We start from the raw sequence: 23532 nt of genomic DNA on the forward strand, positions 1-23532 counted from the left end.
AACATCCATGCTCTTTACAAAGTAACTTCAATCTCATCCATGCTAGGCAGTGCATCAATCGCTCCAATTTTCGTGCACACAAGGGCTCCCACCTTATTGGCAAACCCCACAATTTCACGCAGCTTCGCAAAATCAGCATCAACTGATTGAATGTGATCCGTGTTTGCCAATTGATATAAAGCCGCACCGACAAAAGCATCTCCCGCTCCTGTTGAATCGATTGATGTTACCGGAATGCTTGGAATGATTTCATGGTCTTTCCCATTCGAAAGAAGAGTCCCGCTTTTCCCAAGTGTCACAGCGACAATGTTAGCTCCGATCTCATGAAGAATTTCAACGCCCTCTTCATGATTCTTCACACCGCTGATAATCTCAAGCTCCTCGTCACTGACTTTCACAAAATCACTTACAGCGATCGCTTTTTTTGCGACACTTACAAACTCTGACACCCTTCCCTTCCATAAATCTTCACGATAGTTAGGGTCGAATGAAACAAACTGTCCATTGTCTTTCGCAATCGACATAAGCCGTAAATAGGCTGAGCAAAACGGATCTGATAACAGTGCCGTTGCAGAGCCGAAATGAAGGATTTTCGCTTCGTTTAGTTTGTCCTGGTCAATGTCCTCCAGCGTAAACAAAGCATCCGCGCCTCTATTAAAAACAAAGTCGCGCTCTCCATTTTGCTTTAATGAAACAAAAGCAAGCGTTGTAGGCGCTTTCTCATCCATGACCAGCATAGAGGTATCGACGTGTACAGCGTCCAATGTTTGCTTCAGAAAATATCCAAACGGATCCTTGCCCACTTTTCCGCTGAAAGCAGCTTGTCCACCCAGCTTGGCAATGGCTGCTGACACATTCGCCGGTGCACCGCCGGCACTTTTTAAGAAATGGCGCCCTCCCATTAAATCAACGTCAACATCGGTACAAAAGAAATCAATTAACAATTCTCCAATACAAATAACAGAATCACTACGCATATTATCACACTCATTTATAAAGTCTAGATTACAGTCTCAGTATATTACTTTCTGCCATAAATACAAGCGTTTACATTGAATATTACAAATTTTATATATATTTAGCTTGCAGATCTTTATTCAAAAAAAATGACGAGTACATAAACAGACTAGGCCAACTCAAGTCGCAGTTGGCCTATCATTATATAGATCCTTTAGTGCAAAAAGACTTTATCTCAGCTCGCCATCCAAAGGTACAATGACTTCATCTAACGTCCTTCTCCACTGGCGCTTCAGTTCTGGTCCGTATTTCAATGGTTTTGCATCTGGATGTACGGCTTTATATTTATCAAATTGCTTGCTATTGATAATTCCCCCGATATTCGGAATAGGATCTGCTCCTATCACATATTGAACTGCAGATAAATACAGTTCATCCTCTGCCACAAACCAAGTATTCGCAAATTCCCTAACTGCTTGGCTGCGTTCTTTCGTGAAGAAGCGTCTTTTCACTACAAGAATATCTTCCTCTTCATCTACTTTTTTCGTATCAATGGCATTTAACATCTCACGGTATACATCTTTAACAATGTCTGATTTCTCAAGTTTTTGAAGTGCGCTTTCGATCTCATCACGGATATTCTGGTTATTGGCCGAGTATGTTTCTAATAGTCGATCAATATACGTTGAATCAATATCATAGATCTTCACTGCATTTTCTCCATAGAATTCAATGTCTGAGAAATCCGGCTCCGCTCCATCTTGATCCTCTTCATCTATAAGTGAACCCTTAATCGTATGATAGATACCAATATATTCTTCTAGTGTTTTCACCTGTTCTTGAAGTGCTGTTGATTTCTCTATATCATCGTTATAGTCATCATACGTCACTAACGCTTCGTATGAATTGTTTAGCTCTTGGAACGTTTTCACAAATTCAATCCGAGTGTCAAGAGGGGAGTTCTCATCAATATCGGTTGGACTTGGAACTAACGTTGTTAGCGTTTTGTGAGCCTTTTTAAAGCGTTTCTTCGATTCATCATACGTTGGATAAACAAGACTAGATTCCTCTTGTGCATGGGAATATAACTTCGTCGCATTCTTTACGTTTTGTTCCATTGTAAAAGGTTTACGGAATGTCACAATTAATCCTTTTGTCTTTCCTGGATACGTACGATTGGTTCGAGAAAAGGCTTGAATCAAATTGGCATAAGTTAACTCTCGATCCACAAATAACGTTTGAATTGTTGGTGCATCAAATCCCGTCAATAAGCGATCTACGACAATGACCAGATCAATTTGTTTCCCAAATTCTTTGAACTCTCCTTTCTTACGAGCCAAGCGATTATTAATATCGCCGTTATATCGCTCAATATCTTCCAGCGACCAAGCCGTATGATAATATTCGTTATAATCTCTAATAATCTCTTTCATATCTTTTTGACTTTGTGTGGCGTTGTCAACATTCTCTTGCATTGAATATGTAATTGCAATTCTCGGGAAATCTGAATCTTCAATCGTACGTCCTGTTCGAATTGGATGTCCCGCAAACTCTTTCGTCATCCAATCTGGCTCTTTCGTCATTTTCTTAATTGCCCGATAATAGCGTTTCGCCATTTCGATCGAATTTGTTGTTAAAATAGCTGATTTTTGCGGTCGACCGTTTTGAAAATCAAATTTTGTATAAGCATTGTCCGGCCTAAGGATCTTACGAATGACTTTTTGAATATGCTCATCACTTTCATAATAAGATGTTTTAATATATGATTCCTTTTCTATGTCATCCATTTGATCAATGATTTGATTTAATTCGTCTACCGTAGCACCAGTATATTTTTCACTTTGACGCAGTCGATTAAATATATGATTATATAATGAAGTTGATTCTATCGTATCTTCGTGTTCTACTTGGAATCCTAATACAGCCCCATCGTCTAATGCATTTTTAATGGTGTAGGTGTGCAAAAGTTCTCCGTATTGATCACGAGTAGTACGAGCCAATTGACCTTGCGCCTTTTTCTTATTGTCATTAAATATCGGTGTACCTGTGAACCCAAACCACGTTGAATTTGGAAAGAATTGTTTCATCTTTTTCATTCCATCAGCACTTAATGCACGATGGCATTCATCTACGACAAAGACAATATGCTGCCCCAGCAGTTTTTTATAGCGCTGTGTGCCACTTTGCTCCTCTTGCTTTTGTGCATAATCCAAAGCTCTTTCTAGTTTTTGACGAGTTGTAATAATGACGGTATTAGAATTTGCATCAGAAAGAAGTATAGAACCTAACTCCTGCGCACTTCCAGTTCCAACAATCAGACTGTTAGATTTGGCGTTACCAGAAGAAATGCCGGTATTATACTCGGAAGCAAATTTGGTAAACTCTGTCGTCGTTTGATTATCTAAGTCTATTCGGTCAATCAGCATAATGGTACGGTCTACACCTGGTTTGCGAGCCAATAACTTCGTAGACACAAAACTTGTCAACGTTTTTCCTGATCCGGTCGCATGCCAAACAAAGCCGGATTGATGCCTCATGGCGGATGTAAACAAGGCTTCTATGGCATGAATTTGATACGGTTTTAACACCACTAGAGCTTTGTTGTCTTGGTCTTCACTCACAATTGTATAATTGGCAATTAAACGGTGTGCATCTGGAATGTTTAACACTTGTTTCACAAACTCATAGAGATTTTCTACTTTTCGATTATCCGTTGTCCGCCAGCTAAAGATCAATTTCTTATGCATATCTTTTGGTAGCGCATTGGCAAAATAGCGAGTCGTGTGTTCGTTGGAAATGACAAATAACTGCAGGGTGGAAAAGATATTGTTTCGAAACATTCCTTCTTCTGCGTATTTCTTGATTTGATGATAAGCTTGAAATACGCCGTCTTTTGCACTGGCCTGTTTTAACTCAATTTGAACAATGGGCAATCCATTAATGAGAAGTGTCACGTCGAATCGGCGATCACGACCATCAACGTTAGCCTTTTGTTTCGCAATCTGATGAACGACTTCATATGTAGAAATTCCGCCACCTATGTCTTGGTTAGAATACAGCACTAAAGATATCGAACCTAAAGAGACATCTTCACGCTCAATTGTAATCCGAGCAATTCCATTCTCCCCTTTGAGCCATCTAGCAGCATCAAAGGGAGTCTGTGTTTTCGATAATAACTCTGTCTTTATTGTGTCAAATTCCTTATCAGTAATTGGATGTTCCCCAATTTCTGATAAGTTATTTTGCGTAATCTTTTGACGTAAGTTCTCCCACAGGTCTTCTTCCGATTTTAAATCAGGACGATAATTCCACTGATTATACCCTTCGCCTAACACTTCAATCAGGCGGCGCTCTACCTCTGCTTCATCTTTATGTTGGATCGTTGCCATGATTCTCCTCCCCCTCTTTATTTGTTAAACAAACATCTTTTGTAGGAAAGCTTTTTTCGTTTCTTTTAAGGCATCTAATTCGCGTTGGTGAAGGGCGATCGTATCGTCTAGTTGCTTGAAGAAGTTGCCGATTTTCTCTTGTTCAGCCAATGTAGGAATTCTGACAGAGATTTTAACTATGCTAGCTTTAGATAAACTAGGAACACCTGTTGATTCATCATACTTTTTCCAATTGATTTTGTTTGCTAATGAGTAACAAAATAGCAAATCATTTTTTTCTTTAGTAGTCATAAAAAATAATGTATCTACTGTCCAAAAGGGAGCTTTTAATAACTGCGGATGATCTATTGTACCTTTTCTACCAATTCCAATAGCATTTTCATCAGAAAGTTTACCATTGACACTAAGCATATATCCGCTGGTTCCATAAACAGGAATATCACCTTGTTGTAAATGTTTATAATCTTTACCAGAATTAACTTTTAATATTTCCCCCAACATACGCTCTTCCCATTCCCCAGTAAATCCCGGGAAACGAACCTCCGGCACAGACTCCCCTTCTTTTGGAAACATTTTTTGCAAGAATCCCTGTTTTGTTTGTTTGAGGGTGGTTAGTTCTTGCTGATGAAGAGTGATCTTGTCGTCTAGTTGTTTAAAGAAGTTTCCTATTAGATTTTGTTCTAATTGTTTAGGCAATACTATTGGAGTGTCTTTCGACTGTTCAATGGTATAATGAGAAATCGTTCCAATATGTGTAATACTTGAAATATATTTACGAAGTTGAGGTGTCACAAAATAATAATATAGAAAATACCCGTCAATTTTATTCGCACTTTTAAGCCATATTAAATCAGCATCTTTAAAATATAATGGCTCTTGATCCGTTACCAGGTAAGGAATCCCTATAGACCCGCCACCTGTTACTAATAAATCCCCAGGTTGCACAAGACCAGACTTTTTAGAAAGCTCGCCGTATAGACTATATGAAATATATGCTGGTATATTTTTCTTCCCAATAAAGCTAGACACTACATCACTTGATCTAAAAAAACGAACACCAGATGTTGTCCATTCATTTTTGTGTACTCGAGCTGCAGAAGATATTTCAATTAACTCTCCTAACTTACGCCTTTCCCAATCTTCATTAAATCCTACAAATCGAATTTCTGGTGTATTATTATTTTCCACGATTAAACACCTCTAACGCACCCTTGATCCATTCTGCGTTTTCTTCACCATATTGTAGCGAAGAAATCATTTCATATAGGCTAGATTCTAGTTCCTCTTTTTCTTTTCGAATGTCTTTAATGGTTGAGCCAATTGCAGCCATATCAACAGGTTCTTCTTCCTCAAATGTATCTACGTAACGAGGGATGTTCAAATTGAAATCATTTTCTTTGATTTCCTCAAAGTTGGCAACATGGGCATATTTCTCGACATCTTCTCGTTTCTTATATGTTTCTACAATCCTATCAATATGTTCTTTAGAAAGTTTATTTTGGTTCTTTCCTTTTATAAATTCTTTACTTGCATCAATAAACAACACATCACGAGTGCTGCGATTTTTCTTCAAGATGATGACTGTTGTTGGAATCGATGTGCCGAAGAATAAGTTTGAAGGCATGCCAATCACGGCATCAATACTACCATCTTCCAGTAGTTTCTTGCGAATCACACCTTCTGCCGCTCCACGGAACAGAACTCCATGCGGTAAGACGATCGCCATTGTTCCCGAATCTTTCAAATGGTAGAACCCATGTAAAAGAAATGCAAAGTCTGCTTTTGATTTTGGCGCTAACTTTCCGTAACGATTGAAACGTGAATCATCTAAGAATGTAGCATCTGCGGACCATTTTGCAGAGTATGGTGGATTCATAAGGACAGCATCAAAGGTATAAGGCTCATCTGTCGGCCAATCTTTGTTCAACGTATCCCCATTGCGTAAACGCATATCTTCTTTATTCACACCATGCAAAATTAAGTTCATCTTCGCTAGATTAAAAGTTGTTGTGTTAAGTTCTTGCCCATGATATTTTACACTATCTGGATAATGAATATAGTTTCGAATATTCAACATTAGAGAACCAGATCCCATCGTGGGGTCAAATACGCTAAACAATTTTTTGTCTTCTTGACCGATTGCGGCAATACGCGCCATCATGTCAGATACTTGATGAGGTGTGTAAAATTCTCCCGCTTTCTTACCAGCTTCTGAGGCAAATTGGCCAATTAAGTACTCATAGGCATCGCCAATGACATCCCCATCATGACCGATTACATTGACATCATTTAGTTTCTTCAATACTTCAGTAATCGTAATGTTTCGCTGTTGGTCATCTGATCCCAGTTTTTTTGATGTCAAATCTACATCATCAAACAGACCGTTGAATTGGTCATACTTCGTGGACAAATCGATAAATGCTTTATTCAAGTCATTCAGCTGAAACGTGTTTTGTTTCGCTTGGTTGGCTAATACATTGAATAAATGCTTTGGCGCAATATCATAACCTAATGTATCCACTAACGTTTCAATCAAGTCATTTTTGATCTCTTCATCTGCTAATAAATTCCGGTACAATTGTGTTTGTATTTCTTGTGTGTTGTATTCTTCTAACGGTTCATCTGCGATTTCAACGACTTTTTCTAATAACTTATCAGATAAGTATTTATAAAAGATCAATCCTAATAAGTAGTTTTTGTATTCTGATGCATCCATTTTGCTTCGCAAGTTGTCTGCGGCACTAAATAATTTTGAGTGTAATTCAGCCATAGTTGTGTTCCTCACTTTTTCTATTGTTGGTCTAATCTCTTTAATGCTTCTAAATAAAGTTGCTCTTCAAGTTCCGCTTGTTTCTTCGCCAAAGCTTGACGCTTTCGCAAACAGAAATAAGCATTTCCAATCGTCTGTTGTTTCTCAATACTTGGTAACTCAATTTCCAATTCTTTTAATATCGCTGGAGTCAATTTCGGTACATTACTTCCTTGCATGGAAATCGCCATTTGCTTTTTCATTGTGTGCGACTCATTTAATGCATAACATAAATATCGACGATCCAAATCATGATGTTCAATCATGAGTTTCGCAAAGTTTTGATTGATGATCTTCCCATGATGTAAGTCACTCACGATCCCAGCCTTGGAACTAACAAAGCTGAAAACAACATCCCCGGCACTGCTCAAATAGCTTTCTATATGATTTGATTGTTCAGCACCAGGACTAATTTGTGAGTCTAGAAACGAGCCATCTAAATCATTTATTAAATCCTCATATGTATAAGCAACTAATGTGGGATCATTTCTCTCATGTCCTCTAGAAAGGTTTCTCCCTATTTTAACCGTTACAATCTCTTCAAGTCGCATAACCCGCCCTCTTCAAAAAGTATTTCTTTAAAATTACTTCTTTGCATTGCCATTGAATTTTATCACTTCAAAAATACTCCGTCAATAACTTTTATGTACTTTTTAAGAATTACATACAACCAAGTGAAAGCAGACAGGCTATAGAAATTTTCTCGACTCTGGGGCCCTAATAAAAGATGGATCCTTTTTCATTAATAGCACTTCTTCAATTTTCGCTTTTTCTTAGACTCATCAAAGCCGTCAGCTTTATATCCAACTGGAACCGTCTAACGACATCGCCAGTCTCCCAAAAAGAGATTCAAATAGGTAAAATGACACAGATCAAATTGATCATTTCACACTTTTGTATCACATTTAGTCTGTTTCTTCATTTTCCCATGGTAAAATCTTGTTGATCTATTTAAATGAAAGGATATGAATATGAAAGTATTTGAAGTCAAAACATTGCTTTCAGAAGCAGATAAACGTGCAAAAGAATACAAGGAATTAAGAAGCCAGATGGTCAATCTACAGAAAGCCTTCAAAGCTGTAGCTGATTTAGATGACAGCGAGTTTTCCGGCAAAGGCGCCGACAACATTAAAGCATTTTATCAAGACCACGCAGGTGTAGCTGACAATTGGATTGACCTTACTTGATATGAAAATTGCTTTCTTGAGAAGCATTTCAGGTACTCTAAAGGACGCCAGCTTATCTGATGCATATATAGAAGAATCCTTCTTAGAACACGAGCTGGCTAACGCCTACACAAAATCAAAATCCATTATGTCTGAACAAAAGAAAGCCATGAAAGATATCTTACATGATATCGATGATATTCTTCCGCTTGATTTGTTCTCAACAGAAACCTTCAAAGACGAACTCGCCGATGCTGAGAATAAACGCAAAAAAATCGGTGATAAATTAGGCAGCGTGGACGAAGCGCTTGTTTCTGAATATGCCCAATCAGAGCCTAACGAGCAATTCATCAAGAAGGACTTCCAAAAGCTTGAGGAATCCACAGGCAAGGATAAGAATGCCACACCCATCCACTACAATGCTAAAGCGTATCGAGAAAGTGATATACATAAGAAAAAAGGCGATATTGAGAAATAGACTGAAGCTTATTTGAAAATTAAGAAAGATGAAGCGATAGAACGAGAAATCAAAGAGCTGAAAAAGAAGCTAGCTGACGGAGTGACAGATCCGGATGAATACTTAGACATTGCGAAGAAGGTCGGCTATGAGAACCTGACACCAGAACAGCTCCAGTACGCAGTGCAGCTGGAACAAGCAAAACAGCTAAAGGACGTCGGTGAAAGTGTAATCAATGCCGGTAAGACAGTAATTGATTTCGTCGATGGGTTAATGATGGAATTAACGATGCGATTAACGATACGATATATGGCGTCAAAGACTTCGTTGTGGGCGCATGGGACTATTCACAGCTCCCTATGGAACTAAAACTTGCAAAAACAATTACAACAGTCTTAAGTGTCCCCTCCTACCCTAAAATAATTTGGACAAACATCGTTGATTCATGGAATGATAAAATGATAAATGGCGATGCATACTCAAGAGCACATTATATCAGTTATGCGGTAGGTAATATCGTTGGTCCAAAAGGTGCAGGTGCTGCAGTGCAAACCACTACTATGCTATCAAAAGTAGGTAAAGTGGTGGAAGGTGGAACAGCTGCTGCTCATGTGAATAAAGGAATTACAAAAGGAAACAACCTTATTAATCCCTTTTATAAAAACAGATATGAACCTGCACTTGTAGGGATTGCCCAAGATATTGAAAATACTCATAATGTAAAGAATACGTCTATATTAAAAAAAGCAATACAATCCAAACATGATCAATTTGTTAAAGCTGCACCATACACGTACGAAAACAGTGCGGGTAAAACAACGACTATTAACTTAAGAATGGGTCACTTGAAAAATGATGTCCACCCAGTAACAAAAGTTCCCTATGATAAAGATGGATTTCCAATATTCGAATCAAAGCATACACTCACACTTGATAAAGCCGACTTTAAAAAAAGTAGAGACCAACATTTTGACAAATTAAATAAACAATTATATAAGCAGATTGAAGAAGACCCATCATTGATTAAAAAGCTTGATTTGAACGAAGATGATTTACTTGATCTTCAAGATGGAATAACACCAGAGAAATACACATGGCACCACCATCAAACTCCTGGAAAAATGGAGCTGGTGGACCGAGTAATTCATGCTAAAACAGGTCACACTGGCGGATATAAAATTTGGGGGAAAGATGAGAAATAGGAGGTTAACCAATGCAAAGTATTAAATGGAGAAAACGAAGCACCTTTCAAGAGGCGACAAACAGTCAGATCAAAGAGGTAGAAGAGAAATTAAAAATCAAGTTCCCGACAGATTACAAAGAATTCATTAAAGACCATAATGGATGTTCCCCTATAGATAAAAAGGTTGTTTTATTCCAAGATTCTCGAGAATCAATCAACAATTTACTGAGCATAGGAGATCCTACTCGGCCAATTGATCTCCTTAGTACAATTGATAATGTTAAAGACCGGTTAGTTGATAAGATCATACCTTTTGCTACAGATGCAGGGGGAAACCTCTTTTGTTTTGATTACAGAATGTCTTCTCAAGAACCCGTAATTGTTTTTTGGGACCATGAGATCGCTTATGAAGATAAGGAAAGTTCCATTAGCTATGTTTGTGATTCATTTACAGAGTTGATTAATAAACTATACGAGGGATAAACGGATAAAACCTTTCCCTTTCTTTTTGAGGAGAGAGTAAAAAAAGGTGCAAAGCCCTTCTTGTTATGAGAGGGCATAATTCGGTGTAAATGAAATGGATAATAAAAATAAAGCATTAATTAATTATTTCTTTAAGGTTATGGGTGATGAACGATTTATACAAATTTTAGAGAAATTCTCCAACGGAGAAGGTTATGGTATAGAGAATGTTTGGTGTGTATTTGCTGATGACTACAAAGAGTGGGAAGAAGATTACTTTGGAGATGAGGGTATAGCTTTTTATTTCGATTACCCAGCAGTCGAAGAAGATGAAGAAGTCATATTAGATTACGAAAATTTTTATAAATATTTAAATGAAATTGTTGGTCAATATGTAGAACGACACCCAGAAAATAAACTCGAGGTAGAGAACTACATGAAAAGAATTAAGGATAAGTATGAAATTAAGGTATAAACAAAACTGCATATCTGTTATATAAGTAATATTTAAGGTGAAATAACATATTATGAAATATTCATACAAATTTGAAGAAGATCCATTTGGTGATTTAGGAATAGTATTGCCAGAAGAAATCAGTATTTTCTCTGATTTCATTGAAAACATCGCTACAGAAGAACAAGCCAACGAGTATATAGATTACATTGAGAAGGTTTTAGAAGGGATATATGAAGATTTTGAGATTGAGTTAAATGCTACAAGTGTTCTCATTAAAAAAGATGTGACAATTGTTGAAAACTCTTTTAGGATAGAAGAACCCTATGAAAACTCAATTGAAACCGATCAATTTAGAGAATTGCTATTAATATGGCGAGATAAAATTACGGACATATTTAAAGGCTGAATAAAATTAAAACCCTTCTTACATAAAGAAGGGTTTTACATATCGAGGCGGAGATTTCATATGATTGAATGGGATTTCGGAGAGCAACCTGTTAATAATAAGGAAATTAATGAAGTAGAAGACACATTACAAGTAAAGTTCCCAAAAGATTATTTAGAATATGTCAAAATCTATTCGGCGCTACCCCCTCTCCTGAAACTTTTGATCTTGAAGATAGGGAAGAAATTGCATTCGGATACTTACATAGTTTCCATAAAGAAAGCGTGTCATATATAGTAAACGTTTCTAATCGTTATCGAGACGGTAAAATGCCAGATAAAATAATATCAAGTGCAGATGACGTGTTTGGCAAAAAAGTCTGCTTCGATTTTAGAAAAGGACTCAGTAGTCCTTTTTTGCTTTTGTTTTCGGTCCATAAATGCCATGTATGCCCATACATACTACACAGGTTTTTTTACACATCAAAAAAGACAGAAAAAAAGAAGCTTCTCACAAGTTCAGTGAACTCATGAGAAGCCTCGAAAATTTACAAATGGCATCAATAGGGCATCAAAAATGACGTCCGTTGCCGACAAACCCTTGTAAATTAAGGGTTTTTTGTCGGTTTTACATCATACCGCCCATACCGCCCATGCCGCCCATGTCAGGCATTCCTGCGCCGCCAGCGTTTTCTTCTGGCTTGTCAGCGACAACAGCTTCAGTAGTTAAGAACATTGCAGCTACAGACGCAGCGTTTTGAAGAGCTGAGCGTGTAACTTTTGTTGGGTCAACGATACCTTTTTCGATCATGTTTACCCATTCGCCAGTTGCAGCGTTGAAGCCTACGCCGATTTCTTCGTTTTTGAGGCGTTCAACGATGACAGATCCTTCAAGACCAGCGTTGTGCGCGATTTGACGGATTGGCTCTTCGAGTGCGCGAAGCACGATGTTGATACCTGTTTGAGCATCGCCTTCAGCTTCAACTGCAGCCACTTTGTTATATACGTTGACAAGCGCTGTACCACCACCGGATACGATGCCTTCTTCAACAGCTGCGCGAGTTGAGTTCAGGGCGTCTTCGATGCGAAGTTTACGCTCTTTCAGCTCAGTTTCAGTCGCAGCGCCGACTTTGATGACAGCTACGCCGCCAGCAAGTTTCGCAAGACGCTCTTGTAATTTTTCTCTGTCGAATTCAGAAGTTGTTTCTTCCACTTGAGCGCGGATTTGAGTCACGCGGGCAGAAATTTTGTCTGTTTCGCCAGCGCCTTCAACGATTGTTGTGTTTTCTTTTGTAACAACAACTTTAGAAGCGCGTCCCAATTGAGTGATTTGAGTAGATTTCAGGTCAAGGCCAAGATCTTCTGTGATGACTTCTCCGCCAGTAAGGACAGCGATGTCTTCAAGCATTGCTTTACGGCGGTCACCGAAGCCAGGAGCTTTAACAGCAACTGCGTTGAATGTGCCGCGAAGTTTGTTCACAACAAGTGTTGCAAGTGCTTCGCCTTCAACATCCTCAGCGATCAGAAGCAATGGTTTGCCTTGCTGAACAACCTGCTCAAGCACAGGAAGGATTTCTTGAATGTTTGTGATTTTTTTGTCTGTGATTAAGATGTAAGGATTCTCAAGAACCGCTTCCATCTTATCAGAATCAGTTACCATGTAAGGAGACGCATATCCGCGGTCGAATTGCATACCTTCAACAACTTCAAGCTCAGTTGTGAAGCCTTTAGACTCTTCGATTGTGATAACGCCGTCGTTTCCTACGCGCTCCATTGCTTCAGCGATAAGGCTTCCGACTTCCTCATCAGCAGCAGAGATCGCAGCAACCTGAGCGATAGACTCTTTGCCTTCGATTGGCTTAGAAATTTCTTTTAAGTTTTCGATCGCAACCGCTACAGCTTTTTCCATACCTTTACGCACGCCTACAGGGTTAGCGCCTGCTGTTACGTTTTTAAGGCCTTCACGGATCATTGCTTGCGCAAGAACTGTCGCAGTTGTTGTACCGTCACCGGCAACGTCATTTGTTTTGCTGGCTACTTCAGCAACAAGCTTAGCACCCATGTTTTCAAATGCGTCTTCGAGTTCGATTTCTTTAGCAATTGTTACACCGTCATTTGTGATTAACGGAGAACCGAATTTTTTCTCTAGAACCACGTTGCGTCCTTTTGGTCCTAAAGTTACTTTTACAGCATCAGCAAGTGCATCGACACCACGAAGCATTGCGCGGCGAGCTTCTTCACTAAACTTAATATCTTTTGCCATGTTTACAAGACCTCCTCGAATTTTTAAGTATTTGTTTATTTAAGAATTAGCCGATAACAGCTAAAATGTCGCTTTCACGTAAGATTAAGTATTCAGTACCTTCGTATTTCACTTCAGTACCTGCGTATTTTGAGAAGATAATGCGGTCGCCCTCTTTTACTTCTAAAGCAACGCGCTCTCCGCTTTCTAACACGCGACCTGAACCAGCTGCCACGATTTTGCCTTCTTGCGGTTTTTCTTTTGCAGAATCCGGCAACACAATTCCGCTGGCAGTTTTTTCTTCAGATTCTACGAGTTCAATGACAACGCGATCACCTAATGGCTTTAACAATGTAATAACCTCCTCAATAGTATGAATATGTAATTTTAGCACTCGACACTAAAGAGTGCTAACACAATTCTTATAATAAAGAATCTCCCTTCCAATTTCAAGTGATAAGATAAAAAATTTTTCACGCTTACATGATTCTTTTTAGCTCCCTTATCCGTTAGCTTTTTCACCCTCGTTCCAATTATGTTACAATAGCTGTAGATGAATGAAACCCATTTAACAAAGGAGTACATACCATTTGAGAAAACAGTATTGGTTTATTATCCTGACATATATCATCATGCAGTTTTCCGCATTAATCGGGATTCCCTTGTTATTTAAATTCGGTTATGCCGGAGGACAGCCTACCAAGGAGAATATGCTGCATGCCCAAGGATTATGGTCCGTCATCAGCTTTATCGCCTGTCTCGTTGTCGTTCTGCTCATTCTGAGAACTGTTCCGAAAGAAACGCTGCGCAACGGAAAGAAGGACTCAATCGGACTTTCTATCCTTTGGGCGATAGCCGGTTTTTTCATTGCCCTTTTCTCTCAAGGAATAGCAGGCTCTATTGAATATTATATATTCGGCATCGGAAGAGAATCAGAAAATACGCAAGCAATTCTGGATGTCATTCAGGCAGTCCCGCTCATGATTATGGTTTCTTCCGTCGTCGGTCCTATATTAGAAGAAATCATCTTCAGAAAAATCATTTTCGGCACACTGTATGAAAAAACAAATTTCTTCTTTGCCGGATTGATCAGCTCGGTTATTTTCGGTATTGTTCACGCTGATTTGAAGCATCTACTTCTTTATACCGCAATGGGCTTTACCTTTGCCTTTTTATACGCGAGAACAAAACGGATATGGGTGCCGATTTTCGCCCATGTCATGATGAATACATTTGTCGTCATCATGCAGCTTGAACCTGTTCAGAAGTACCTCGAACAGCAGAGCACACAAATGCAATTGATTATTGGAGGATTGTTTTTATGAGAAACCCGGTAGTTTGGGGAATGATCTATTTTGCCGTAGGGTGCATCTTTACTTATCTTGCCGCAAGCTCGCCAGGCAGCATGTGGTCATTTTACTCCATCCTGCTGATGGTGTTCGCCGCTTACAACATCAGCATCTCTTTTAAGATGTTCGCCTTTTCATTTAAAATCAAAAAGAACCAGAAATAAAGAAAATCCATTTCTCAATGAGAAATGGATTTTCTATTATTGCCCGGAAGACACGTCCTGATCGGCAGCACTGCTTTTCTGCGCTTTCCGATAGGCAGCCTTCGATATAAGAATACTGATTTCATATAAAATCAACAGCGGAACAGTGACCATCATATGAGACAAAAGCTCAGGCGGAGTAATCAGGGCAGCAATCACAAGCAGCGTAAAATACGCATACTTTCTAATTTTCGCTAAGTACATCGGTGTCACAATTCCAAGCCTGGTCAAAAACATGAGGATAACCGGCATTTGGAACAACAGTCCAAACGGAATCGTCAGCTGCAGAAGGAACTGAAAATATTCATTAATTCCGATCACCTGATTGACATTCAAATCCTGAGAAATCCGCTTCATAAAATCAACAACAAAAGGAAATAAAATATAATATGAAAAAGATAAGCCCGCTAAAAACAGCAAAATAGAGATCGGAATGTAGCTGAGCGTTACTTTGCGCTCTTTCTCATAGAGGCCTGGGCTCACAAAAGCCCAAAGCTGATAAAGAATAATCGGTGAGGTCAGGACAATCCCGATGATAAACGCGAATTGCATAAACACAAAAAGCGGGTCTGTCAGATTAAACGCATTAAGTGTAAGCTCCTTCGCTTCATCCGTTTTTTGCAAATAAACAATCATGGGCTTTGCTAAAAAAAATCCTGTGATAAAGAAAACGACAAATGCCAGCGCCACAACCAGCAATCGTTTTCGAAGCTCAGCAATATGCTCCAGAAGCGACATTTGATTCACTTTCATTCGTGTCATCCTAACTTACTGATCTTCTTTCTTTTTTTCCTCGTCATCACTCGTTAATCCTTTAGTAGCATTTTTGAATTCACGTAGTGTGTCTCCTGCAGCTTTCCCCAGCTCAGGCAGCTTTTTGGGACCGAAGATGATCAGAGCAACGATGGCGATAACAGCAAGGCTTCCAGGACCGATCGGCATATTTGGGCTCCTCCTTTCCCTCTATTCGATTTCCTCTAAAACTGAATAATGCTTCAAGAAATAAACCAGTGACTGAAGCTCTACAGCTAAATCTATATGATGAATTCGAATGTGTTCCGGCACATTCAAACGGGCCGGCGTAAAATTAAGAATTCCCTTGATTCCTAACGCGACCAATCTGTCTGTAATGGATTGAGCGGCAACTGCTGGCACTGTAAGAATGGCAACTGATTCATTTTTCACGTGTTGTTCAAGGTCATCAAGGTTATAGACAGGCACGCCGCCTACCTCAGTTCCTATTTTACTCTCATTTATATCAAAAGCCATAGAAATTTTTGTGTTATTATTTTTTGTGAAATTATAGTGAAGAAATGCCGTTCCCAAGTTCCCCACACCAATCAAGATGACGTCTGTCATTTCATCCTGATCAAGCGTTTTTCGGAAAAATGACAGCAAATAATCCACATTATATCCGTATCCTTTTTTGCCAAGAGCTCCAAAATAGGAAAAATCCCTGCGAATCGTGGCAGAATCAACCTTTACGGCATCACTGAGTTCAGCGGATGATACACGCTGTTTTCCTGACGCATGCAGATTCTTTAAAAAGCGATAGTAAAGCGGCAGCCGTTTTGCCGTCGCCTGCGGAATTTTTGATTGATCCTTATTCATTTTTGGTCCTCCAAATTATACTCGGATAGTTCTCTTTTAAAGTCACCGTTTTTCCCGCCTGTCTTCTCCAGCAAGAAAGTAGGACCGATGACCATTCCCTTATCAAGAGCCTTACACATATCGTAAACGGTAAGAGCGCACACCGATGCAGAAGTGAGCGCTTCCATTTCCACACCTGTACTCCCTTTCGTTTTGACCTGTGCTTTTATATGAAGTATAACTTCTGCTTCTTTTATTTGCCAGTCAAACGAAATATCTACCCCGCTCAATGAAAGCGGATGACACATCGGAATGATATTCGACGTTTGCTTTGCGGCCATAATGCCTGCCACCTGTGCAACAGCCAGTACATCTCCTTTGCCGATATCGTGACTTTGTATTTTCTCGTACACTTCATTTTTCATGTGTACGCTAGACACAGCCGCCGCAGTACGGACAGTCGAAGATTTTTCGCTGATGTCCACCATCTGGGCTCTGCCCTGTTCATTAAAATGAGAAAATCCATTCATATTAAAACTCTCCTTAAACAGATCATACACTATTTTCTTCTCTATGTCTTATTCGGCCAATGTATTGTTTGCTGACTTCTGGTTCATAAGCTACACTTAACTTATTATAGCAGAGGTGAAATAATATGATGATCTTACAAGTTAATCAGCTGTCCAAATCATTTGGTGCTGATACTATTTTAAACAATATAAAGCTGGAAGTCAGAAATCGTGATCGCGTCGCCATTGTTGGAAGAAATGGCGCGGGAAAATCCACGCTGCTTAAAATTATCGCAGGCCAGCTTTCGTATGAAAAGGGCGAAATCATTAAACCAAAAGATATTACAATGGGATATCTTGCCCAGCATACGGGCTTGGATTCTAAGCTTACCATAAAAGAAGAGCTGCTGACTGTTTTTGACCACTTAAAAGCAATGGAAAAGGAAATGCGGGCTATCGAAGAAAAAATGGCGGCAGCTGATCCTGGTGAACTGGAAAGCATCATGAAAACGTATGACCGGCTTCAGCAGGAATTCAAAGATAAAGGTGGCTATCAATATGAAGCGGATGTCAGATCTGTGCTTCATGGACTTGGTTTCAGCCATTTTGACGATTCAACACAGGTGCAAAGCCTCAGCGGGGGGCAGAAAACAAGGCTGGCCCTCGGTAAGCTTCTGTTAACACAGCCTGATTTGCTCATTCTTGATGAGCCGACAAACCATCTCGATATTGATACACTAACCTGGCTTGAACATTATTTGCAAGGCTATTCAGGCGCCATTCTCATTGTTTCGCATGACCGCTACTTTTTGGACAAAGTAGTAAACCAAGTATACGAGGTATCAAGAGCTGAAAGCAAAAAATATCACGGCAACTACAGTACTTATCTCGACCAAAAAGCTGCGCAGTATGAAAAAGATCTTAAAGTGTATGAAAAGCAGCAGGATGAAATCGCAAAGCTTCAGGACTTTGTAGACCGAAATCTAGCGAGAGCTTCTACCACCAAAAGAGCGCAAAGCCGACGAAAGCAGCTGGAACGAATGGAAGTCATGTCAAAACCGCTCGGCGATGAAAAATCCGCAAACTTTCATTTTAATATTACAAAACAGAGCGGAAATGAAGTTCTGCGCGTTCAGGATCTCACAATCAGCTATGAAAACCAGCCGCCGCTTTTAACAGAAGTGTCGTTCATGCTCACAAGAGGAGAAAGCGCCGCGCTTGTCGGCCCTAACGGAATCGGTAAATCGACATTGCTGAAAACATTAATGGACACCCTAAAGCCAGATCAAGGAACAATTTCATACGGTTCAAATGTCAGTGTCGGCTACTATGACCAGGAGCAGGCTGAGTTAACTTCTTCTAAGCGTGTCCTTGATGAGCTTTGGGATGAGTACCCCGGTCTTCCTGAGAAAGAAATCCGAACTTGTCTCGGAAATTTCTTATTCTCGGGAGATGATGTACTGAAACCCGTCCATTCACTGAGCGGGGGTGAGAAAGCAAGATTGGCCCTTGCTAAGCTGATGCTTCAAAAAGCCAATTTTCTCATCCTTGATGAACCGACGAACCATCTGGACTTGGACAGCAAAGAAGTTCTCGAAAACGCGCTGATTGATTATCCTGGTACACTGTTATTTGTCTCACATGACAGATATTTTATTAACAGAATCGCCACAAGAGTATTGGAGCTTTCTCCAAACCATATAGAGGAGTATCTGGGAGATTACGATTATTATACCGAGAAAAAAACAGAGCAGTTGGAATTGGAGAAAATGAATCAGCAAGAGGAAATCGAAAAAACGCCTGCTGCGGTTAAGTCTGACTCAAAACGTTCATATGAAGAAGAGAAAGAATGGAAAAAGAAAGAACGCCAACGGCTCCGTCGGATTGAAGAAATTGAAACCACTGTTCAAACCATTGAAGAAAACATTAGTCATAATGATGAATTGCTATGTGATCCTGAAGTCTATCAAGACCACGAAAAGGTACAAGCGATCCATGCAGACAATGAAAAACTCAATCAAGAGCTGGAATCTCTTTTGTCCGAATGGGAAGAACTATCCACAGAAGAAGATTAAAAAGTCAAGCACCTCTTTTTAGAGGTGCTTTTTTATCCACAGAAATTTACCCTATAAACAAACAAAGTAAGCGCTTTATACACATTACCCACAAAATATTCTGAATTTATCCACTTTATCAACAGTGACTTCAGCCCTTTATCTATCTATATCTCTATAATTACTCACAGATATGTGGATAAATTGTGAATCATCTGTTAATAACAGGTGAAAAGTCTCACGCTATGATCTCGTGAGACTTTGATAAGAAGTCAATTCAAGGCCGGGCTGGCCATTCATATCATATGCACCGCGAATTCCCTTTTCAAAAGCAATTGTACCAGCCGCCGCAATCATCGCAGCATTATCTGTGCATAAGGCTAATGGAGGTATAACAAGCGCAATCCCTTCATGCTGGGCAAACTCCTTTTCTAATGCAGCTCTGAGGCCTCTGTTTGCAGCTACTCCTCCGGCTAAAAGGACCTGTTTGACCCCATATTCCTTTGCCGCACGCGCCGTTTTGGTCACTAAGACATCAATTACGCTATTTTGAAAGCTGGCAGACAAATCTTCCGGAGCAATCGCTTGTCCTTTTTGAGACGCATTATGAAGCGTATTGATCACCGCAGACTTCAACCCGCTGAAGCTGAAGTTGTAAGAGCCTTCTTCAAGCCATGCTCGAGGAAGCGGAATATTGTCATTTCCTTTTTCAGCAAGCTTATCAATTTGCGGTCCACCCGGATACGGCAGTCCCATTGTTCGCGCTACTTTATCGTAAGCTTCTCCTGCTGCATCATCGAGCGTTTCCCCAATGACTTCAAATGATCCGTGTTCCTTCATATAAACCAATTCCGTATGGCCTCCTGAAACGACCAATGCCAGTGCCGGGAACACAATGTCTTCTACAAGACGGTTCGCGTATATATGACCGGCTATATGATGAACGCCAACTAACGGAATGTTATGCGCAAAGCTCAATGCTTTAGCAGCGTTCACTCCAATAAGAAGTGCTCCCACCAGTCCCGGACCTTCCGTTACTGCAATCGCATCGATGTCACTATATGTCATGCCAGCTTTACGAAAAGCCTCTTCTATAACCAAAGTGATTTGCTCAACATGATGTCTAGAAGCAATTTCCGGAACAACGCCTCCAAAGCGCTTATGGCTTTCAATTTGAGAGGCTACTACGTTTGATATAATTTCTTTCCCGTTTCTTACGATAGCTGCCGCTGTCTCATCACAGCTTGTTTCAATTCCTAATACGTAAAGCTCTTTTTGCTCAGTCATTTATCGTCACCCACATAATTAACGCATCTTCCCCGTTATCAGTATAATAGTTCTTTCTTATTCCGCCGGGCTGCATCCCGAACTTCTTATATAAGCCTTGAGCAGGATGATTCGAAACCCTTACTTCAAGCGAAAGCCGCCTTGCGTCTTTTTCTTTGCACAGTTCAATCGCTGAACGAAAAAGTGTTTCTCCTAAAGACTGGCCGCGATACTCCGGTTTTATCGCTATGTTTGTAATTTGGGCGTCGTCCATCACAATCCAAATTCCGCAATACCCAGCAACATGGCCGTCCTTTTCAATCACGAGATAATGAGCATACGGATTTTCCAGCAGCTCATGGTAAAACGAATCCTTCGTCCAAGGAGACGTAAAGGAGGATGTTTCAATTTCGTATACGTGATCAATATCATCAAGCCGCATGTTTCTGACAGCTGCTTTTGTTTTCATCCTATCACCCTACTTTTGACTTTCAATCCATTTCGCTTCAGCTTCTGCCAGCCGCAAGTAATCCGGGACAAGCCCGTGAACATCAGCTTCTTCCTTTTCCGCCCCTAGAAAAGCCAATTCTGAAGGACGCGGATTATGCTGAGCAGCAGCTCCAACGATCCCTTTTGTCCCAAGCGTATCCTCTATCATCTGCTTGTGAATCGAAGTATCATGACCTAAAAACAAAACAGGGCGATCCTTTTCTTTTAGCATGTCCAGCCATTCAGCCAGCAGCACATTTTGATCAGGAACCACTTGCTCCAAAAGCCCGTTTTTGTATTCATAAAGACCTGTATACACCTGTCCCCGTCTCGCATCAAAGATAGGGCTGATCAGACCGTCAAAATGCCGGGCATTTGCTGCAAGCGCCTCAAGGCTTGAGACAGCAGAAATCGGTATGCGTAAAGACCAGGCAAGCGTTTTGGCGAGCGTCACACCTATTCTTACCCCTGTGTATGAACCAGGGCCTTTTGCAACAACAATTTTAGAAAGATCCTGCGGTGTCATACCACATTCGTTCAGCAATGAATGAACAGCAGGCATCGCTCTTACAGAATGGTTCTTTTTTAAATATGTCATGTGTTCTGCTATGACGGTGTCTTCTCGAAGCAGCGCAATGCCCAACGTATAATTTGATGTATCAATTGCTAATATTGTCATGTCTACTTATCTCCTCACAAAGCATTTCATACCGATTCCCCACAGCTGTAAAGGTGACCTCTCTTTCATCATCACCGGCTCTTTTAATGACAATTTGCAGTCGCTCCTGAGGCAGCTGCTCTTCAATTAAATGTGCCCATTCAACGAGACAGACACCTTGTCCGTGAAAATATTCATCAAGTCCCAAATCTTCACTTTCGTCTTCCATTCTATACACATCCATATGGTAAAGAGGAAGTGAGCCATCGTTATATTCTTTTATAATTGTAAACGTCGGACTGTTTACAACACGTGTAATGCCAAGACCTTCCGCAAAGCCTTTCGTAAAAGTCGTTTTTCCGGCTCCTAAATCGCCCTCCAATGTCAGGACGTCTCCCGGTTTAGCAAACGATGCCGTAAGTTTTGCTATTGCTTTTGTTTCTTCAGGATTTACAGTTCTCCACTTTAATTGCTTCACACGAGTCACCCGTCTTATTTAAAATGATTATATCCTTTTTTCTCTAAGGCCATTGTTGTTTTTTCGGTTTTTAGGATCACGTTGAATTCTGTTTTTTCCTTGACATGGCCAATCTTTGTAATGGGCAGTTGACATATTTCGCACTCCTGCTTCAACACTTCCCATTCTTCCTTTGTAACCGTCCCTGTCAGCTCAAAATCCTCTCCGCCAAACAAAGCCCATTCTTTCCAGTTAGAATGAAGCTTAGGCAAGTCAGGATGGACCGGAAGAATGCTTTCATCAATTTCAATTGAAACACTGCTGGCTTCTGCAATCTCATTTAGTTCACTAGCTAATCCGTCACTGATATCATTTAAAGCTGCCCGCTTAATACTCGAGCATAATCTGCCCACGCTTACTCTGGGCTGAGGCCGTTTATGCCTGTTGATAAAGTAATCCGTTGCAACAGATGTGTTTTGAGGATTGGTCTTTTCCAGCAATAAAGAAAGTCCTGCTGCAGATGAACCAATTTCCCCTGTTACAAACACAATATCATTCGGTCTTGCCAAGCTGCGCAAACAAGCTCGTCCCTTTTCTATTTCACCGATCACAGTGACCGTTACGACTAATTTGTCAGAGGTCGAGACTGTATCGCCGCCAATCAGATCCATATGATATAGTTTCGCCAGTTCATTCATTCCTTCATACATTGCCTTGATTTCAGATTCCGTCCATTTTGAAGGTACCGCAAGTGATACCAAATAAAATTTAGGAATGCCTCCCATCGCCGCAATATCACTTATATTAACGGCTAACGCCTTATACCCGATATCTTCAGGTGAGGAATAGTGTAATTTAAAGTGCACATCTTCTACCATAGTATCAACACAAACAATTTCCTGAACGCCGTGTTTCGCTGTGTAGAGAGCTGCATCATCACCTATTCCTACATCAACGGAAGAATGGTGAATGGTCCGCGGAGTAATGCTATGTATCAAATCAAATTCATCCATGAACCAAAACCTCCTTTCAACCTGCTTATACCTACATGTGCTCTTCCTAGTGTATCGAATTTTGCTGGAATATCCAAGATATTGCCGATATAAAGAAAGCTTGGTTATCACACCAAGCAGAAGATACAGTAAAAGAAAACACAAAAAAAAACGAAAACATGATCGTTTCGTTTACAATAATGGCGGTCCGGACGGGACTCGAACCCGCGACCTCCTGCGTGACAGGCAGGCATTCTAACCAACTGAACTACCGGACCATATTTGTATTAAATGATTTTATCTGCACCTTTCGGGCACTTCTTATATCATTTATATATTTGGTTGCGGGGGCAGGATTTGAACCTGCGACCTTCGGGTTATGAGCCCGACGAGCTACCGAACTGCTCCACCCCGCGATGATAATAATTTAAGATAAAAGCTTGGCGGCGTCCTACTCTC

Annotated in this window: 22 protein-coding genes, 2 tRNA genes and 1 pseudogene; 7 read left to right on the top strand and 18 right to left on the bottom strand. The window is 40.2% G+C overall.

From position 1 onward, the window contains the following. Positions 1–14: 14 nt before the first annotated feature. The 5 genes from MOF34_RS13795 to MOF34_RS13815 form a co-directional block, all read right to left on the bottom strand. Positions 15–977 carry a carbohydrate kinase family protein gene (locus MOF34_RS13795; RefSeq protein ID WP_268400530.1) on the bottom strand — a complete coding sequence of 321 codons (963 nt, stop codon included), beginning with the start codon at positions 975–977 and terminating at the stop codon, positions 15–17. A 210-nt stretch (positions 978–1187) separates the two neighbouring features. Then, positions 1188–4346: a type I restriction endonuclease subunit R, EcoR124 family gene (locus tag MOF34_RS13800; protein WP_268400531.1), complete on the bottom strand. Its 3159-nt coding sequence runs from the start codon at positions 4344–4346 to the stop codon at positions 1188–1190. Between the two features lie 24 nt (positions 4347–4370). Then, positions 4371–5534 carry a restriction endonuclease subunit S gene (locus MOF34_RS20890; protein ID WP_268400532.1) on the bottom strand — a complete coding sequence of 388 codons (1164 nt, stop codon included), beginning with the start codon at positions 5532–5534 and terminating at the stop codon, positions 4371–4373. Then, entirely contained in the window at positions 5524–7116 is a 1593-nt protein-coding gene (locus MOF34_RS13810; RefSeq protein ID WP_268400533.1) for a type I restriction-modification system subunit M, read from the bottom strand. The genes MOF34_RS20890 and MOF34_RS13810 overlap by 11 nt, the downstream gene beginning before the upstream one ends. Positions 7117–7136: 20 nt before the next feature. Beyond that, positions 7137–7706, bottom strand: coding sequence for a restriction endonuclease subunit S (locus tag MOF34_RS13815; RefSeq protein ID WP_268400534.1), 570 nt, complete (start codon positions 7704–7706; stop codon positions 7137–7139). A 420-nt stretch (positions 7707–8126) separates the two neighbouring features. Between MOF34_RS13815 and MOF34_RS13820 the strand changes: the two are divergent. From MOF34_RS13820 to MOF34_RS13835, 4 genes and pseudogenes are all read left to right on the top strand, one after another. Then, a pseudogene (locus MOF34_RS13820) lies at positions 8127–9980 on the top strand (T7SS effector LXG polymorphic toxin). Between the two features lie 11 nt (positions 9981–9991). Further along, a complete protein-coding gene (locus MOF34_RS13825; RefSeq protein ID WP_019260159.1) occupies positions 9992–10444 on the top strand; it encodes an SMI1/KNR4 family protein in 453 nt (150 codons plus the stop codon). A gap of 94 nt (positions 10445–10538) precedes the next feature. Next, positions 10539–10898, top strand: coding sequence for a ribonuclease toxin immunity protein CdiI (cdiI, locus tag MOF34_RS13830; protein ID WP_268400535.1), 360 nt, complete (start codon positions 10539–10541; stop codon positions 10896–10898). A gap of 52 nt (positions 10899–10950) precedes the next feature. Then, a complete protein-coding gene (locus tag MOF34_RS13835; RefSeq protein ID WP_268400536.1) occupies positions 10951–11286 on the top strand; it encodes a tRNA-Val4 in 336 nt (111 codons plus the stop codon). Positions 11287–11892: 606 nt separating this feature from the next. On the opposite strand, the gene groL is transcribed toward MOF34_RS13835, so the two are convergent. Further along, the gene (groL, locus tag MOF34_RS13840; protein WP_268400537.1) at positions 11893–13527 is read right to left on the bottom strand and encodes a chaperonin GroEL; all 1635 of its coding nucleotides are present in this window, start codon (positions 13525–13527) and stop codon (positions 11893–11895) included. Between the two features lie 46 nt (positions 13528–13573). Then, the gene (gene groES / locus MOF34_RS13845; protein WP_003155970.1) at positions 13574–13858 is read right to left on the bottom strand and encodes a co-chaperone GroES; all 285 of its coding nucleotides are present in this window, start codon (positions 13856–13858) and stop codon (positions 13574–13576) included. A gap of 238 nt (positions 13859–14096) precedes the next feature. On the opposite strand from groES, the gene MOF34_RS13850 reads away from it, so the two are divergent. Together MOF34_RS13850 and MOF34_RS13855 are read left to right on the top strand one after the other, a co-directional pair. After that, positions 14097–14831 (top strand): CPBP family intramembrane glutamic endopeptidase, encoded by a 735-nt coding sequence (locus MOF34_RS13850; RefSeq protein ID WP_019713477.1) that lies wholly within the window; start codon positions 14097–14099, stop codon positions 14829–14831. Continuing rightward, positions 14828–15019 carry a YdiK family protein gene (locus MOF34_RS13855; RefSeq protein WP_003225680.1) on the top strand — a complete coding sequence of 64 codons (192 nt, stop codon included), beginning with the start codon at positions 14828–14830 and terminating at the stop codon, positions 15017–15019. Before MOF34_RS13850 ends, MOF34_RS13855 begins: the two co-directional genes overlap by 4 nt. A gap of 36 nt (positions 15020–15055) precedes the next feature. On the opposite strand, the gene tatC is transcribed toward MOF34_RS13855, so the two are convergent. From tatC to moaC, 4 genes are read right to left on the bottom strand one after another with little or no spacing between them, the layout of a single operon-like run. After that, positions 15056–15820, bottom strand: a complete 765-nt coding sequence (gene tatC, locus MOF34_RS13860; protein ID WP_268400538.1) for a twin-arginine translocase subunit TatC — start codon at positions 15818–15820, stop codon at positions 15056–15058. Positions 15821–15826: 6 nt separating this feature from the next. Then, positions 15827–16000 (bottom strand): sec-independent protein translocase protein TatAY, encoded by a 174-nt coding sequence (gene tatAY / locus MOF34_RS13865; protein WP_003225684.1) that lies wholly within the window; start codon positions 15998–16000, stop codon positions 15827–15829. Positions 16001–16021: 21 nt separating this feature from the next. Beyond that, on the bottom strand, positions 16022–16669 hold the full coding sequence (locus MOF34_RS13870; protein ID WP_003225686.1) for a redox-sensing transcriptional repressor Rex: 648 nt from the start codon (positions 16667–16669) through the stop codon (positions 16022–16024). Further along, the gene (gene moaC, locus MOF34_RS13875; RefSeq protein ID WP_019713474.1) at positions 16666–17178 is read right to left on the bottom strand and encodes a cyclic pyranopterin monophosphate synthase MoaC; all 513 of its coding nucleotides are present in this window, start codon (positions 17176–17178) and stop codon (positions 16666–16668) included. The genes MOF34_RS13870 and moaC overlap by 4 nt, the downstream gene beginning before the upstream one ends. 125 nt (positions 17179–17303) lie before the next feature. On the opposite strand from moaC, the gene MOF34_RS13880 reads away from it, so the two are divergent. Continuing rightward, on the top strand, positions 17304–19232 hold the full coding sequence (locus MOF34_RS13880; RefSeq protein WP_268400539.1) for an ABC-F family ATP-binding cassette domain-containing protein: 1929 nt from the start codon (positions 17304–17306) through the stop codon (positions 19230–19232). A 222-nt stretch (positions 19233–19454) separates the two neighbouring features. Here MOF34_RS13880 and tsaD read toward each other — a convergent pair whose 3' ends face one another. From tsaD to MOF34_RS13915, 7 genes are all read right to left on the bottom strand, one after another. Continuing rightward, positions 19455–20498, bottom strand: a complete 1044-nt coding sequence (gene tsaD, locus MOF34_RS13885; protein ID WP_019713472.1) for a tRNA (adenosine(37)-N6)-threonylcarbamoyltransferase complex transferase subunit TsaD — start codon at positions 20496–20498, stop codon at positions 19455–19457. Then, positions 20491–20946 carry a ribosomal protein S18-alanine N-acetyltransferase gene (gene rimI, locus MOF34_RS13890; RefSeq protein ID WP_268400540.1) on the bottom strand — a complete coding sequence of 152 codons (456 nt, stop codon included), beginning with the start codon at positions 20944–20946 and terminating at the stop codon, positions 20491–20493. The genes tsaD and rimI overlap by 8 nt, the downstream gene beginning before the upstream one ends. 9 nt (positions 20947–20955) lie before the next feature. Beyond that, positions 20956–21645: a tRNA (adenosine(37)-N6)-threonylcarbamoyltransferase complex dimerization subunit type 1 TsaB gene (gene tsaB, locus MOF34_RS13895; RefSeq protein ID WP_268400541.1), complete on the bottom strand. Its 690-nt coding sequence runs from the start codon at positions 21643–21645 to the stop codon at positions 20956–20958. Beyond that, positions 21626–22102: a tRNA (adenosine(37)-N6)-threonylcarbamoyltransferase complex ATPase subunit type 1 TsaE gene (tsaE, locus tag MOF34_RS13900; RefSeq protein WP_003225701.1), complete on the bottom strand. Its 477-nt coding sequence runs from the start codon at positions 22100–22102 to the stop codon at positions 21626–21628. Before tsaE ends, tsaB begins: the two co-directional genes overlap by 20 nt. Positions 22103–22116: 14 nt before the next feature. Further along, a complete protein-coding gene (thiL, locus tag MOF34_RS13905) occupies positions 22117–23094 on the bottom strand; it encodes a thiamine-phosphate kinase (protein WP_268400543.1) in 978 nt (325 codons plus the stop codon). 180 nt (positions 23095–23274) lie between these two features. Continuing rightward, positions 23275–23351: transfer RNA gene (locus tag MOF34_RS13910), tRNA-Asp, on the bottom strand. Positions 23352–23412: 61 nt separating this feature from the next. Continuing rightward, a tRNA-Met gene (locus tag MOF34_RS13915) sits at positions 23413–23489 on the bottom strand. Between the last annotated feature and the right edge of the window lie 43 nt (positions 23490–23532).

Source organism: Bacillus sp. T17B1 (genome assembly GCF_026796395.1).
In the GTDB taxonomy this organism is placed as follows: Bacteria; Bacillota; Bacilli; order Bacillales; family Bacillaceae; genus Bacillus; species Bacillus spizizenii_A.